A 14,385-nucleotide genomic window follows, 5' to 3' on the forward strand; every position below is an offset into this window, starting at 1 on the left:
ATACTACATGAACAATCACCCTACATTTGAAGGGATCATCGCCTACCCGATTACCCCTTTCGACCGGGAGGAAAAAGTGGATATCCCTTTATTCAAAACGCTCACAGAAAGACTGGTACAAGCCGGGGCACATGGTATTGCGCCATTGGGGAGTACAGGCGTGCTGCCCTACCTGGATGATGAAGAAAAAGAAGCCGTTACAGAAGCAGCCCTGCAACAAGTAAATGGCCGGGTACCTGTGCTGGTAGGCGTTTCGCACCTTACTACAGAACGCACCGTTTATCATGCACGCTTCGCGGAAAAAGCCGGCGCCACAGCAGTGATGATCATTCCCATGAGCTACTGGAAACTTACGGATGATGAGATATTCCGGCATTATGAACAGGTGGCAAAGCAGTTGTCGATCCCGATTATGGCTTATAACAACCCGGCTACCGGTGGTATTGATATGTCGCCCGCACTGCTGAAAAGATTGCTGGATATCCCGAACGTCACCATGATTAAAGAAAGCACCGGTGATGTACAGCGGATGCATTATCTCAGGAAAGCGCTGGGTGAAAACGTATCATTTTACAACGGCTCCAATCCCTTAGCGCTGGCAGCGTTTGCGGCAGGGGCTACCGGCTGGTGTACGGCCGCCTTTAACCTGATACCTGAGCTGAATAAGCAATTGTATGCCGCCATCTGCAGTAATGAATTGTCGCTGGCCAGGGACATTTTCTACCAGCAGTTTGAATTGCTGCAGTTTATTGTATCCAAGGGGTTGCCGGCGGCGATCCAGGCGGGGCTAAAAATCCAGGGGATAGAGAGCGGCCAGTTAAGAAGTCCTTTACAGCAACTTACCGGTAAGGACTATGCACAACTGCAGGCACTACTGAATGGACTAAACTAACAAGCGCCCGGCTTTCCCACCATGTGCAGGAAGGCCGGGCATTCATGTACCTGTTAAAAATGTTTGCGGATGAAAGCAGCTGTTTCATTAATCGCGGTATTCCCTTCTTCAATCACGCCGCCCATTTGAAAAAAACCGTGTATCATGCCTTCATACAAGGTTTCCTGCACCGGTACGCCGTTCCTGCGGAGTGCTGCGGCATAAGCTATGCCTTCATCTCTTAACGGATCATATTCCGCGGTAATAACCAGTGCAGGCGGCAGTCCTGTTAGATCCTGCGCCAGCAGCGGCGCAGCATCCAGATGTTGCCTGTTTTGCGGACCGGGAATATATAACGACCATGCCAGCTCTGCTCCCGCCAGATCAAGGTTCAATCCTTCTGCAAACTCTTTCCAGGAAGGCGTTTGGAGAGAAGCATCGGTAACCGGGTAAATCAATGCCTGGAACCGCAGGGCCTGACCACTCTCCTTTGCATGCCGGGCAATTACGGTGGCCAGTGCTGCACCGGCGCTGTCACCGGCCACGCCTATACGATTTGCATCTACCTGCAGCTCCTCTGCATGCTCTGCGATCCACTGCACCACGGCGATGCCTTCCTTTAATCCTTTAGGGAACGGATGTTCAGGCGCCAGGGCATAGTCCACCGACACCACTACACAATCCGCGGCGTTGGTTAATGCGCGCAGGGGCGTATCGTGTGTATCGAGGCTGCCCAAATAAAACCATCCGCCATGAAAATAAACGGTTACCGGCAGGCCGGCAGTATCTGAGGGCCTGTAAATGCGTACGTTTACCGGGCCTTCGGTAGTATGCAGTGTAAGGTTTTGCACGTCCTTTACAATGGCCGGTGTACCGGCCATCGGTATAAACCGGTGGTAAAAATTGCGTGCGCCTGCAATGGGGTCTGGTTGTGCAGGGTCAACGGGGATATTGCTGATATAGTCCAAAGCCGCCTGTACGGCGGGTTTAAATGCCGGAACTGTCATCATTTGATATAGTGGTTAATTTTATGACCACAAAGCTGGCATTCCTATGGCTATAAAGAAAATAATATAGTTTATTGCCGGTTATAAGAATATTTATGTGCAAAATTAAGGCGCCACGGTAATAAATAAGTAAGTAGCCAATATCACCAGTGCAACCGGTTTTGTGGGGCGGCCCTGATAGCTGCCAGGCCCTCCGGCAGGAGAATAACGGCCGCAATAATAACGCCCACCAGGCTTTTAGGCGCGCCCAGGTTTACAACAATGGTTTCAATAACGGGCGATGCGATGAGGCGCCTGAAAAAATAAAAGCGCTGACGTTATTCCCGGTAATAATCTTTCAGGCTGCCGTCCGGGGTGAAGCTGATGAAATACTTTTCCCTGCTGCCATTGATGGACTGGGGATACCAGGTAATACTTTTCCCGCCGAAAATGCCGTAAATGTGTGTGAGAGGCTGTGCACCTGTTATATCTTCTGCCTTGCGGGTGTAGTTCCGGTATACAGCGGCAGTGCTTGCAAAGCTGATATCATCAAGACGAATAAGTGATTCGCTGATATTATCTCGTACAGACATCTGTACTGGTTTGGGCTTCTCCCATTTCCCTTTGCTATAGTTGTATTCATCAATATATTCAGGGTTTTGTGGATGCTGAATAGTTACATTTATTCGTCCGTCTTCATAAAAATGAACTGATCTGTAGAGATGGATACTTTTCCCGGCAAAGGCCGGTAATTCACGAAGCGCGTGTTCTGCAGCAGCCAGCTTTTCGGCATTGCCAAGAAAATCATTATCGCCGGATGTTTTGGTGGAATTATGTATGATGGTAGTACCATTGCGTTGCTCCACAACCGTAGTATGGGTTGTGCTGGAACTCGTGCTCAGGTGGGTACTCGTGGTGGAGCTGGCGCCTTCTTCGCCGGACGAAAGATCTTTATAGCTGCTGTCTGTATCGCTGCCATACAAGGTGTCGTGTATGGATTCCCGGAACTGGTTACAGGACATACACATCATCATTGCTATTATAATGCCGGTCATCTTTTGTAAACGCATCTTCATTATATTTTTTAATCGGCTATATCACTGGCAAATACTACCTGTTGAGGATCTTCTTTCAGATAAAAAACCGGGACGGACTCCTGTTTGGTCATACCAATATCCAGGAGCGGCACTATTTTCTTTAACGAGGCGGTATGGGTTTTACCCAAATCATCCTGGTAGCGCAACTCAAAGCGTACCTGGGGTTGCTCATTAATATAAGTGCCTGTTTGCTCGGCAGATACAATTTGTGCATCTGTACGCAAACCGTAATACTTAAGCTGCAACGCATTGTCCGGCGTGCCTATAAAGAGTTTCAGCAGCCAGCCCAACCCGATACGGCTCACCAGCAAAATCAAAGGACATAAAAGAAGCGGATGATAGAAGGCCATAAAGCGCCAGCCCCGTCCGTGGTTCTCTAACATGTAGGAATATACGTAGTAGCCCGCTATTGCGGTTACCACCAGCAACCAGGCAAGGCACATCATGATGATCCGGCCTGTTTTTATTCCTACCGTTACGCCATCCAGTGTTAAATGAGGTACGGCTTTAAGGTTTCCATCGATCAGCAGTTGAACGGTTTTGCCCACCTCATAGCGGTTCAGCTCCGGTTTGGTATCATTCACCATCAACTGTTCCGTGATTTCGGTACCACAGAAATTCTGCAGGGAACAGGTGATTTCCCTGGTCACAACATCCTTTCCTTCAGCGGGTAATTCCTTGCTGGTTAATACACGTGCATTTTTTCTCACTCCTTCTTTTAAGAGACGCAGGATATTGCCTCTCATGATGAAGGGTAGCACGATCCATTTCCTGAACCAGCCCTGGATCAATACTATCCATAGTATTGCAGACACGGCCAGCCAGGTAAGCGCCAGCCAGGGCGCGGTGCCACCATCCTCATCGATCACGCCATACTCCGTATTATAATAGATGAGCATGGGAAAAGGGATCGCAAAGAAAAGCATGTAAATGAACCAGAAGTAATTCCAAAAACCTTTCATTCAGCTAATTTAATTATTAAATTTAAGGGAAACACTGTTACAACCCGGTTAGTCTTTTACAAAGGTTAGCGGTGAAACGCTGTTGGGCTACACAAGACGGGCAGCTATAACAAATGGTGTGCTGTGAAATAACAAAACCTGCGGGCAGCGCAGGTATCAAACTATTTGGGGATACTTCCGGGGCATTTTCTATAAAGAACAACTCCCGTAAAAGCAATAAAAATTTCTATTCTGCCAGATAAAAAAAACGTGATACCTGAATTGATATCACGTTTTTCAGATGCATTTTTATTTTGCAGGAGTAATGACGATGTTTCTGAACTCAATAGGACCATGATCTCCCTGGAAATAGATGGGGCCGGGTTCACCTTCGTTGCTATCCAACGCGCCGCCGGTGATACCGGGAATGGCTGCGTTGCAGATGATGGTTTTGCCGTTAGCCACAACAGTCACTAAGCGACCTACCAGCGTAATATCAAATGTTTGCCATTGACCGGGGCCGAGTACCACCATGTCGTTTGGCACCAGGAATCCGTATATCCCACCAAACAGGTGACTGGATGGCGGATCAGTTTTAGGATTGTCGATGATCTGTGTTTCGTAGCGGCCTCTCAGGTAAACGCCGCTGTTGCTGCCGGCCTGGTACCGGAATTCCACATGCAGCTTAAAATCCGTGAATTTTTGTTCAGAGATCAGGTTAGCGCCGGAATGCGGGCTGGTAAGGATGCCATCCTTAACGATCCATTGGTTCTGACCCAGTGCTTTCCAGCCGGTGAGGTCTTTTCCATTAAACAGTTTCACGGGTTTACCCCAGGCTGGCGCTGCGGTTCTTTTAAGATCCGGTGCTTTTACGCCGGTGAAAGAATAGGACTGCCCGTCGCTGGTATGAATAGTACCGCTTATGCCGGCATCGGTTACGGCGCCTTCCAGCGTAAGGTCGCGCTCTTCCCTTTCCCATTGCGGCGGAATGGAGAAGCTGAACTTCCCGTTATCAAAGTTTACTTTGGAGATGGGCCTGGCGCTTCCGCCGGTGCTTACAAAGCGGCCCACCAGGGTTCTAAAACCGGAAAGCTCCACTTCCAGCCAGGAGGGCTTATCTACGCCGTTTTCGCTGACCTTGATATCCCAGGCGCCAATCAGGGCCCCGCCTTTAACGGCTTCGGTCTTAATAGCTGATACCTGTGCCATTACACCGGAAGGACTCACTAATCCCAGCCCCATGCAGCATATCAGACCTGCGATAATACTTTTTCTATTCATGTTCATGTCCATGTTTATTGAAGAAAGCTATAAAGATAAATATTTGATCCTGCTTCTTATAACACTTTATCAGGTTTATTTAAACCCGGAAGCGGGCCATACCTCCAAACCTATAATTATCGTGACAGGTACCCGGCGTAAGTGCACCAAAACCATCACTACGAAATATCAGTAACTATTAAAAACAGCCAGTTTATACATATTGTTATCCTCCGGGGTTGCAAAATACAACCAGCTTTCCAATGCTACCCTGGCTGTGCAGGGTCCGTAAGTAATGATTTTTATTTTTCTCTTCAGCGACTCCTTTTCCAGGATCGCTAAAACCTCCTGCATAATTTCTCCTTTAAAAGGAGTAAACATAAAAAATACCGTTCCTTCCGAATAGTCTGCCTTCCGCGCATCCACATTTATAAATGTAATATCCCGCAGATGGAGTGCCGCAGCGCAATCCCCTGCATAATCGCAGAAAGCCGGCTCAAACTCTATTCCCCTGGCGGGAATTCCGGTGAGAAGATGTACCAGGATAGCCACTTGTCCGAGGCCGGCGCCGATATCAAAAAAGATATCTTCTTTTATGAAATGTGCTTTCTCTGCCAGTTCAAACACGATCCTGGCCGGGGTTTTCTGATAATACACCATTTCAGGTTCAAGATCCCTGGTTTGCTCCGGCATTGTTTGAAGAGGAGATAATCCATTAATAAAGATATCCAGATTATCATAGCCTACTTCTTCCGGGTGTTCATTACGATAAGAGCTAAGATCCACGTATTCATTCACCAGTTTTTTGAACCCGTTCGTAGTGTATCCGGCTGCTTTGATTGTTTGCTGAAGTTGTTGAAAAAGGTTAACATCAATTTCTTCCAGTTCCACCTTCACCCTTTCAGCGCGGTTCCTGAGTAGAAGCAGCTGATCCGGTTGATCTGTTCCCGACAGGAGTTCTTCAATCCGGCCGATAACCTGGAAATCGATAAAGTCTATCGCCTCCATACGCTTATCAAATTCACGCTCCTGGCAGAGTGCCGGATTTTTCTCTATTTCGGCTATATACAGTTGTAGCTCAAAAATGGTCATCTTTACCGTGGGATCACTATTAGCAATTTACTTTCACAAGTATAGCAAATGTAGATACTTTTGCTGCATAATTAATAACAGCTTTAAAAAATAGCGATATATCCGGTGGACAGCCTATCGTTTCTGTTGTATTCCTGGCAATACCCTGGATCTCCATGTTTTTAAAATCAAAAGAGATGTTTCTGCCGCTAAACAAATAAGGACACTCCGGAGAATAGAAATACCAGCTTCTTTTATGTCTTCAATACAAAGATGATAGATACCGGGCTTTGACTTTGAGGATGCAACGGTTCTTCTATTTTCCGGACTGTTAATCCTGCCTCGCTGAACAGCAACACCCAGGCACCCAATGTTCTGAAATACCATTCATAAGGTTGTTCGAAATCTCTTTTCAAACCTTTCCAACTCCCTTCCTTCCATCCGGAAACATAGGGTTCCTGCTGCGCAATTGCAGCTGGGTGCAATGTTTGAATAAACACCAGTCCCCCGGGGACAATAAGTTTCTTTATATTCTTCAACAGTGCTTCGGAATCTGTTTTATCAAGCAGCGCAAAATTAATGACAGCTGCATCCGGCCTGTTTCCGATGGTATATTTACCTGTGGCCAGGTCATTGAAGCTGGCCACTGCATAGCAATTCCCTCCTTTTTCAATGGCATTTTCTATTAAAGCGCTTATGGCATCTACACCAAAAGCCATTATTCCTTTGCTTTGCAAACAACGGGTGAGCCATCCTTCGCCGCAGCCGACGTCTAATATTGACTGAATATTGTGGGAACAAACTGTGTTTACAATAGCATCGTTCGTTACCAGTGTCCTGGTTTCAATTTCAGCGTTATCAATGGATGCAATCCAGTTATGGGCATTGGCATGCCAGGAAGCGGTAATTTTTGTTGATTGATCCATGATTTATTTTTTGATGGTTTAGTAATCGCTGGTTTTAGCAAACTGACTGAACTTATTTTATTAAGCGCGCCCTGCGCGGGAGGTTCTTTTTGTTTCTTACAAATTACGAAATATAATGTTTCTGCCCCTTTCCGGCCTTCTAACAATTAATAAAGACAAGCTGGTGACAGGCTTTGCAAGGGATGGCAGGTGCTGGACTGCAGACTGTGGCAGATAGTATTTTTATGTAAACAATCCCCGAACCGGGGAATGTAAGGTGCATTCTCCCGTTCCGGGATTCTGCTGATTTTGACAATTATTTTGTATATATTCGTCGTAATCAGAACACAAAATGCTTTATGAAAAGATACGCCTTCATCATTCTTTTATTCATTTCATTTTCCGGGTATGCCCAGAATACAATCAATAATTACAAATATGTGGTGATACCGGAAAGATTCAATTTTTCCCGGGAAGATAACCAGTATGGATTAAACACCGTAGCCAAAGCGCTGCTGGAAGAAAAAGGATTTACCGTTTATTTCGACAATTCAGAAATACCAAAAGAACTGGCCGGCAATCGATGCAATGCCCTGAATGCCGATGTGGTACAGAAGAAAGGACTGTTTGTAACCAATCTTACACTTTTACTAAAGGACTGCAAAGGCAATGTCATCTTTAAAAGTAAAGAAGGTAAAAGCAGGGAGAAAGAATTTGCCGCCTCCTATAACCTTGCTTTAAGAGACGCTTTTACCTCACTGAATGATGTACCATATACTTATGACGGCACTGTTAGTGAAGCGCCTCAGCAGACCGTTGCGCCGGCAGTTGCTCCGGCCCCCACTCCTGTTGCTACTCCACCTGCAGTAGCAGAAACAAAGGAAGCTGCCGGCACTTTATATGCCCAGGCAACAGCTAACGGATATCAGCTGATTGACACCTCTCCGAAAAAAGTACTGACATTATTTAAAACTTCCGTACAGGATTATTTTATTGCCGATAACGAGGCATCTCATGGAATAGTGCTGAAGAAGAACGGAGATTGGTATTTCGAATATTATAAAGACAATAAACTTATTTCTGAAAAACTGCTGATTAAGTTTTAATGACTATCTGCTTTCAGAAAAAAAGCCTTCAAATCGTTAGATCTGAAGGCTTTTTCTTCTCCGGTTCTTCTCTCCTTATTATCTTCATAATACTGAAATTACTTTATCCAGTGCAGATAAATAGATACCGGCATCATTGCCAGTATAAACGGTATTATAATGGAAAATATAATACCGCTATACCTGATGAGCGTATTGTATTTCACATGATTCAGGCCCAATGATTGAAAAGCGCTTTTGAACCCATGCAATAAGTGCCAGAAAAGCGAGAAGCAACCAATGAGATATATCACAACTTCTACCGGATGATGAAATTTCTCCAGCATCATTTCATACAACGGCAGTTCCTCTCCGTGCAGAAACTGATTTGTACGGTTAGGAATCCAGAAATTAGAGGTATGCACCACCAGGAACAACAAAATGATCGTTCCCAGCAACGCCATGCTCCTGCTGTACCAGGTGCTGTTGGCGCCTGGTTTGTTTACACGGTATTTCACAGGCCGGGCGTCCCTGTTTTTCTTCCATAACCATAATCCCTGCACAATGTGCGCGATAAAAGCAAGCACCAATACAATTTCAATTGTCCGGATCACCACGTTGGTGGCCATAAAATGTGCCCAAAGGGTAAAGGTTTTGCCACCGTCGTTATAAAAGATCATCGCATTAACGAAACAATGTACCACGAGGAAACTGATCAGGAACAGCCCGGTTGCTGCCATGAGGAATTTCTTACCGATAGAACTTGAAAAAAAAGTAATAAACCAGTTCATGATATAATAATGTTTTTAACCGGCTAAAGCCGGGACTAAAGAAGAATGTTATGCTGAGGATACAGTTTCGGCGGAAGATCTTTCTCCTCCAGCAGTTCACGCAATTCTATTTCAATATCGCGGCATATGCCGGTGAGCGGCACATCGTTCGCGCTGCCTTCAAAAGGATTTTCGGTGCTTTCGCCAATTTGTTCCAGGGAGGTATACATCCAGGAAATCATGATGCTGAAGGGAACCACAAGCCATACCATATGTCCTTTTACCACCCCTTCCACCAACTCATTGAGCTTATCAAAATCCCTCAGCAATCCAAACGGCAGCAGCAGGCAGAAGATCCTGATAAAAAAACTGTTAACGACGGCGTATTGCCGGGGATAAGGACTATTTTTCACCTGCTCGCTTTTAGCCTGACTGATATAAAACTCTTTGAGTCCCTTCTCCATTTCAAGAAAACTGTGCGATCTGCATCTGTTGCTCATCAAAACTTTTTCGCAGTAATTTGCCCTGGTTCGCCAAAATACGGGCAGCAATATTGCTGGCCGTTAACACCTCTTTTAGTTCTTTGCCGGAAAGATATTTTGCCAGTTCCTTGTCTAACGGTGTTTCCCTTTCTGCCACATGGTAAAACCGCTGGTACTCTGTATTGTGCTTCCGGTCTGCTGTTTCCCATGTGCGTGGTGTCCGCATTTCATAACGAAGTGCCGTTAACCAGGCCATATGACGATAGATCAGCTCCCGTGTTGTGGCTGTGTCAGAGAAGAAGTCCCTGCTGAATATTCCCCATGACCTGCTGAGGCTTATGATAGATGTCCAAACCTGTTGTGCTTCATTTGTGCGGTTGTAGGTCTGCGTATTTTTGAATCCAACGGTAAATGCTGTGGCTGTGCCTAACAGCGCTACTACCGTCCAGGGGATACTGATCCATTCCAGGCCGCATGTTTCATATAGTACTACCGGTACGATGCTCAAAACCAACAGCACATATACCTTTCTTCGTGTCCAGAAAAGGAATTCCCCGAATTTGTATGATTTACCTCCATGCATATTTTTAGTCTTTCAGTTTTGTTAGAACATGCAAGAGTTTGCAATCAACAGGCCAACCAAATAATTCATTAAAAATCAGATGATTATCTTTTAACCTGCAAAAAAATTACACGATATTTAGTCATTTCACTTTCGCACACACGAAATATAGTGTAATTGTTACCTGGAGAGAAGTTAACCAGTGGTTATTATAGTGTAAAAAAAGACCCGTGCGATGCACGGGTTCTTCCCGAATGAAAAACCGCCGCAATTACTTCTGAATGCGGTTCCTTTATATTCTATAATCCCCGGATAGAATCTTTAAAAAGTAGGCGGAGCCGCATTTAAATCAGCATCCAGGAAATCAGTGATCATAGGTATCAGCAAATCAGTCTGCTGCATCATACCTATATGCGTGGTACCTGGTATAAATCCGGGAAATGGGCCGGATCGTTTCCGAGGCTGTCATATTGTTTTTGTATAGGTGAGCCCTTGAACATATCCGCATTGATAGTAGCGTACATGGCTTCTACATCAGGCCACCACCCGTCGTGGGTATGTTGATCCTTCGGACGCGGCTGGCAGGATGTTATTACTGTAGCTATGATGGCAACCAGGGTGATGGCTATAATACGTTTATTCATATCGTGTGTTTTTATTACGATACAAATTTCAGCAACAATACCATACCACTGACAGGGTGTATGCGACAAACATAGAGCTAAATACGACAGCACTACCATGCCGCAATTATTACGGCACTTCCCTGCCGTCTTTGAAGAATCTGCCTGTACAGTTCTGTTTGTTAACACCGCCAGTTGTACAATTGGCTTTGCGCCTTCCGAAACACGCTTACTGCCTTTAAACTGATTGAGATCAGTAGCTGCCCGGGGCTCAGGAAATATTCTCCAGGTAGTTGAGCACTTCTTCCTTTTTCCGGCTGGAAACGGGTACCTGTTCATTGTTCTGCATTTTCAGATAACCTTCCCTGTAATATTTTTCCACGTAGTGGAAATTAACCAGGTAAGACTGATGGCACCTCAAAAATCCGGAGGGCAACAATAAACTCTCATAGTCTTTCAAACCTTTTGATACCAGGATTTCGCGTTTGTTCTTCAGGTAAAAGGTGGTATAACCCTTATCACTCCTGCAATACATAATATCTTCTATAGAAACGATTTCTATATATTCAAGGCTTTTCAATGCAATCCGTTTGGCGACTGTTCCACCCTGGCCCATATAATGTTGCCGGGCTATTTCCAGCTGTTGCTGATCAAAATGTTCGCGTTTCCGCTGATGGAAACATTTGTTCAGCATTTCCGTTAAAGCGGCTTCGTCTATCGGTTTCAGCAGATATCCGAAAGCGCCCATATTGAGCGCCTGTATGGCATACTGATCATAAGCAGTAAGGAAAATAACCTGGAAACCTTCGTTCCCTATCTCATGAAATAGGCGGAAGCTGTCGCCATCCTTCAGCCGGATATCTGCTAAAATAATATCTGGTTTCAACGCGGGTATTTCCCTGGCTGCCTGGGCTACCTCAGGTGAATTTCCTACCACCTGTACAAATGGGATGCTTTGAACAACCTGTAAGAGGTGTTTCAATATGAGCGCTTCATCTTCAAGTATATAAAGCTTCATGTATGGTTATTTTCTGGTTTAATCCCTGATTTCCGGTATTACAATACGTACGGTAACGCCATGCGTTCCGTTATTCTTTTTATTTTCAATTTCAAAATCGGCTTCCTGTCCACCGGACTTAAAAAGGACTTCCAGTCGTTCTTTGAGGATAATTCCGGCAAGGGATCTTTTCTTTTGCTGCCCTTCCTCCTTGCTGGTAATGCCCTTACCGTTGTCATCTACCAGGATGAACAGCTGGTTGTTTTCGACTCTGAATGATACTTTTAAAATGCCTTTGTATTGGATATTTCTGAATCCATGCTCTATGGCGTTTTCAACAAAAGGTTGCACCAACATTGGAGGGATCAGTATATTTTCAGGATAGAGATCATCCTCCACTGTTACCTCGTAATCGAAAATTCCCGCAAAACGCATCTGTTGCAACTGAAGATAATTCTTTAAAGAGGTTACCTCTTCTTCCAGGCTGATAAAATCCCTCCTGCTCTGTTCCAGCACACTGCGTAACAGCCCCGAAAATGCCGACAGGTAACGGACAGATTCTTTTGTATCGCCGGAAGCAACAAGACTTTGCAGGTTGGCAATGGAATTAAATATAAAATGCGGGTTTAGCTGGGCCTGTAGTAATTTTTGCTCAATGTTCAGGCGGCTGTTCTCCGACTGCAGTAATTTGTTTCTTTCCTTCAACCGGTACTGCCGGTGTATAATATAGAAGAATAAAAGTATGCCGATGAATACCAATGATGCTAATCCCAGCGTCCATCTTTGCTGGCGGATCACCTTTTCGTTCAATGCATTCCGGCTGCTCAACTCCGCAATGTTCCGGTCTTTTTTCTCTGTTTCATATTTTGCCTGTATCTCGGCAACTTTAACTGCTTCTATCTGCTTAATATTATCTATTTCTACGGAAAAGGCGTAATCCGCGGCCTTCATGGCTTCTTCGTATGCGCCTTTCTTTTTATAGGCTTCAATAAGTCCCTTGTAATAATCAGGTCCTTCTTTCCCATTTTGGTTCTTTTTGGCAAGCGCAATAGCCTCCTTATAATAGTGGATAGCCGAATCCCACTGGTTATTACGCATAAAACTAACGGCTAAATTATTATACGCATATGCCTGCAGATTATTGGTTTTCCTTAAATAATCAACAAAGATCCTGCTACATTCAAGGGTTTTCTCAAATTGCCCCTGCCGGGCATACACCTGTGATAAGTTATCGTAAGACCGTGCAATTGCCATACTGTCGCCGATACTTTTCGCAAGGTTACGCGCCTTTACATTATACAACATCATCTTGTCGTAGTCATCCGCCCTGGAGGCCAGCATGAAAGAAATATCGTAATACCGCTGCCGGGTTACCGGGTGTGATTTGTAAGGATGATTTTTATAATAGCGCTCGGCATACTCCAATGATTCCTTTCCATTATGGTTCTGGTAATAGGCTTTGGCCATCAGATCATAAAAGCGGTAGGTTAGCCTGCTATGAGAACTTTCCGCCTTTTGCAGGCCGGCAAGTATGCTGTTCATTAATGCTCCTTCCACCATTGCGCCGTTACTGGTGGTATTATCCAGGATGCTGTAAGTCTTCAGCAATTCCACTTCCACATCATCCTTTGTGCCAGCCATCTTTTTGTACTCGGCAATTGCACTGTCCCGTTGTCTTTCCTGGCTGTACCTCCTTCCCCTGAAATAGTGAAAAAACGGGTTAACATTGCTGTCAGGAATATGCCTGAGCAAACTGTCTTCCCTGTAAACAGCTTTCTTTATTCCGGCAGATGATAAAGTATCCAGGGAAATAACCAGGGACAAATAATCTTTCCGGGGTATTGCATTAAGCGTTTGTTCCTGATCTTTCCGGGGCTTTTCTTTATCCTTGCACGAGGCAATAAAAAGCAGGGTCAAAACCGGGAAAGCCGCCAATGCGGTTCTTACGTTCATCAATGAAATAAATTTAGCTGCGCAAAAAATCATAAAGATAAAAACTGTTCTCTTTTATTCTTATCTCCTAAATATATAATTAAAATTCTTCTCGGCCCCACCGGGTAGGGATCCTGTGCTTTTCATCCCATATCCGTAACGTCTCACCCTATATTTGCACCCGTTTCCATTTTCAGATAAGGAATAAAATATTGCAGATATAGACCCGCAGGCAACGAATACCAATCACCGGATTGTATCTCCCGGTATGCTGTCTATACTTGTTGTATGATGGAATATAATCACCCAACTTCGCTAAACAAAAGTAAATCCGGGCAAAAATACCTGCCCCTCATTGCGGTTGTAGTAATAACAGGGGGCTTATCCTGTTACCTGATATCTGACAGTACGCCAGTAAACGACAGCCTGCAGGACAGGACCACCATTCATCAGGCGGGCGCAGACCATCCTCAACAAGACACCTGTTATGGAGATTTTGATGCAGATGGCCAGGAAGATATGGCCATTGCGATAGATAATAATGAAAAGCAGAGCAGCCGCCTGTTGATCATCAGCACTAATATAGTGAGCAGGGAGAAGTATGTGGTTTTCTCTGAAAACTATTCAGACAAAATAAAAATAAGTGCTTTCAGAAAAGGGGATAAGATTATCATGAACAGTGATTCACCCGAAGTATCGGCTGCTGACGGCATTATAGCAACCGGGGAAGATGTAAAACTGGTGGTTGTATATGATGCGCAGCTGCAAAAATTTAAAACCTTTTACCAGGAATAATAACCAGT

15 protein-coding genes are annotated in these 14,385 nt (G+C 44.9%); 3 read left to right on the forward strand and 12 right to left on the reverse strand.

Features of this window, described 5'->3' with window-relative positions; translation table 11 throughout:
- Positions 1-7 precede the first annotated feature (7 nt).
- The gene (locus ACMXI2_RS17110; RefSeq protein ID WP_483777305.1) at positions 8-892 is read left to right on the forward strand and encodes a dihydrodipicolinate synthase family protein; all 885 of its coding nucleotides are present in this window, start codon (positions 8-10) and stop codon (positions 890-892) included.
- A 53-nt stretch (positions 893-945) separates the two neighbouring features.
- Here ACMXI2_RS17110 and ACMXI2_RS17115 read toward each other — a convergent pair whose 3' ends face one another.
- From ACMXI2_RS17115 to ACMXI2_RS17140, 6 genes are all read right to left on the reverse strand, one after another.
- Positions 946-1,881, reverse strand: a complete 936-nt coding sequence (locus ACMXI2_RS17115; protein WP_483777306.1) for an alpha/beta hydrolase — start codon at positions 1,879-1,881, stop codon at positions 946-948.
- A 314-nt stretch (positions 1,882-2,195) separates the two neighbouring features.
- On the reverse strand, positions 2,196-2,927 hold the full coding sequence (locus ACMXI2_RS17120; protein ID WP_483777307.1) for a hypothetical protein: 732 nt from the start codon (positions 2,925-2,927) through the stop codon (positions 2,196-2,198).
- A gap of 14 nt (positions 2,928-2,941) precedes the next feature.
- On the reverse strand, positions 2,942-3,916 hold the full coding sequence (locus ACMXI2_RS17125; protein ID WP_483777308.1) for a hypothetical protein: 975 nt from the start codon (positions 3,914-3,916) through the stop codon (positions 2,942-2,944).
- A gap of 288 nt (positions 3,917-4,204) precedes the next feature.
- Positions 4,205-5,176: a 3-keto-disaccharide hydrolase gene (locus tag ACMXI2_RS17130; RefSeq protein ID WP_483777309.1), complete on the reverse strand. Its 972-nt coding sequence runs from the start codon at positions 5,174-5,176 to the stop codon at positions 4,205-4,207.
- A 168-nt stretch (positions 5,177-5,344) separates the two neighbouring features.
- Positions 5,345-6,247 (reverse strand): class I SAM-dependent methyltransferase, encoded by a 903-nt coding sequence (locus ACMXI2_RS17135; RefSeq protein WP_483777310.1) that lies wholly within the window; start codon positions 6,245-6,247, stop codon positions 5,345-5,347.
- A gap of 233 nt (positions 6,248-6,480) precedes the next feature.
- Positions 6,481-7,152: a class I SAM-dependent methyltransferase gene (locus tag ACMXI2_RS17140; protein ID WP_483777311.1), complete on the reverse strand. Its 672-nt coding sequence runs from the start codon at positions 7,150-7,152 to the stop codon at positions 6,481-6,483.
- A gap of 338 nt (positions 7,153-7,490) precedes the next feature.
- Between ACMXI2_RS17140 and ACMXI2_RS17145 the strand changes: the two genes are divergently transcribed.
- Positions 7,491-8,237 (forward strand): hypothetical protein, encoded by a 747-nt coding sequence (locus tag ACMXI2_RS17145; protein ID WP_483777312.1) that lies wholly within the window; start codon positions 7,491-7,493, stop codon positions 8,235-8,237.
- 98 nt (positions 8,238-8,335) lie between these two features.
- Here ACMXI2_RS17145 and ACMXI2_RS17150 read toward each other — a convergent pair whose 3' ends face one another.
- From ACMXI2_RS17150 to ACMXI2_RS17175, 6 genes are all read right to left on the reverse strand, one after another.
- Positions 8,336-9,007, reverse strand: coding sequence for a succinate dehydrogenase cytochrome b subunit (locus ACMXI2_RS17150; RefSeq protein WP_483777313.1), 672 nt, complete (start codon positions 9,005-9,007; stop codon positions 8,336-8,338).
- Between the two features lie 35 nt (positions 9,008-9,042).
- Entirely contained in the window at positions 9,043-9,450 is a 408-nt protein-coding gene (locus ACMXI2_RS17155) for a bestrophin family protein (RefSeq protein WP_483777314.1), read from the reverse strand.
- Position 9,451: 1 nt separating this feature from the next.
- Entirely contained in the window at positions 9,452-10,051 is a 600-nt protein-coding gene (locus ACMXI2_RS17160; protein WP_483777315.1) for a bestrophin family protein, read from the reverse strand.
- Between the two features lie 386 nt (positions 10,052-10,437).
- Positions 10,438-10,674, reverse strand: coding sequence for a hypothetical protein (locus tag ACMXI2_RS17165; RefSeq protein ID WP_483777316.1), 237 nt, complete (start codon positions 10,672-10,674; stop codon positions 10,438-10,440).
- Between the two features lie 250 nt (positions 10,675-10,924).
- Positions 10,925-11,671, reverse strand: coding sequence for a LytR/AlgR family response regulator transcription factor (locus ACMXI2_RS17170; RefSeq protein ID WP_483777317.1), 747 nt, complete (start codon positions 11,669-11,671; stop codon positions 10,925-10,927).
- An 18-nt stretch (positions 11,672-11,689) separates the two neighbouring features.
- The gene (locus ACMXI2_RS17175) at positions 11,690-13,603 is read right to left on the reverse strand and encodes a tetratricopeptide repeat-containing sensor histidine kinase (protein WP_483777318.1); all 1,914 of its coding nucleotides are present in this window, start codon (positions 13,601-13,603) and stop codon (positions 11,690-11,692) included.
- Between the two features lie 267 nt (positions 13,604-13,870).
- Here ACMXI2_RS17175 and ACMXI2_RS17180 point away from each other — a divergent pair, with 267 nt between their 5' ends.
- Positions 13,871-14,377: a hypothetical protein gene (locus ACMXI2_RS17180; protein ID WP_483777319.1), complete on the forward strand. Its 507-nt coding sequence runs from the start codon at positions 13,871-13,873 to the stop codon at positions 14,375-14,377.
- Positions 14,378-14,385: the final 8 nt, after the last annotated feature.

Source organism: Chitinophaga sp. G7 BAM 1005, from assembly GCF_057126945.1.

What these genes read in the sequence shown, in the direction of transcription:
- ACMXI2_RS17110 (WP_483777305.1), top strand. Translation starts at nt 8, where the DNA reads ATGAACAATCACCCTACATTTGAAGGGATCATCGCCTACCCGATTACC.
- ACMXI2_RS17115 (WP_483777306.1), bottom strand. Translation starts at nt 1,881, where the DNA reads ATGATGACAGTTCCGGCATTTAAACCCGCCGTACAGGCGGCTTTGGAC.
- ACMXI2_RS17120 (WP_483777307.1), bottom strand. Translation starts at nt 2,927, where the DNA reads ATGCGTTTACAAAAGATGACCGGCATTATAATAGCAATGATGATGTGT.
- ACMXI2_RS17125 (WP_483777308.1), bottom strand. Translation starts at nt 3,916, where the DNA reads ATGAAAGGTTTTTGGAATTACTTCTGGTTCATTTACATGCTTTTCTTT.
- ACMXI2_RS17130 (WP_483777309.1), bottom strand. Translation starts at nt 5,176, where the DNA reads ATGAATAGAAAAAGTATTATCGCAGGTCTGATATGCTGCATGGGGCTG.
- ACMXI2_RS17135 (WP_483777310.1), bottom strand. Translation starts at nt 6,247, where the DNA reads ATGACCATTTTTGAGCTACAACTGTATATAGCCGAAATAGAGAAAAAT.
- ACMXI2_RS17140 (WP_483777311.1), bottom strand. Translation starts at nt 7,152, where the DNA reads ATGGATCAATCAACAAAAATTACCGCTTCCTGGCATGCCAATGCCCAT.
- ACMXI2_RS17145 (WP_483777312.1), top strand. Translation starts at nt 7,491, where the DNA reads ATGAAAAGATACGCCTTCATCATTCTTTTATTCATTTCATTTTCCGGG.
- ACMXI2_RS17150 (WP_483777313.1), bottom strand. Translation starts at nt 9,007, where the DNA reads ATGAACTGGTTTATTACTTTTTTTTCAAGTTCTATCGGTAAGAAATTC.
- ACMXI2_RS17155 (WP_483777314.1), bottom strand. Translation starts at nt 9,450, where the DNA reads ATGGAGAAGGGACTCAAAGAGTTTTATATCAGTCAGGCTAAAAGCGAG.
- ACMXI2_RS17160 (WP_483777315.1), bottom strand. Translation starts at nt 10,051, where the DNA reads ATGCATGGAGGTAAATCATACAAATTCGGGGAATTCCTTTTCTGGACA.
- ACMXI2_RS17165 (WP_483777316.1), bottom strand. Translation starts at nt 10,674, where the DNA reads ATGAATAAACGTATTATAGCCATCACCCTGGTTGCCATCATAGCTACA.
- ACMXI2_RS17170 (WP_483777317.1), bottom strand. Translation starts at nt 11,671, where the DNA reads ATGAAGCTTTATATACTTGAAGATGAAGCGCTCATATTGAAACACCTC.
- ACMXI2_RS17175 (WP_483777318.1), bottom strand. Translation starts at nt 13,603, where the DNA reads ATGAACGTAAGAACCGCATTGGCGGCTTTCCCGGTTTTGACCCTGCTT.
- ACMXI2_RS17180 (WP_483777319.1), top strand. Translation starts at nt 13,871, where the DNA reads ATGATGGAATATAATCACCCAACTTCGCTAAACAAAAGTAAATCCGGG.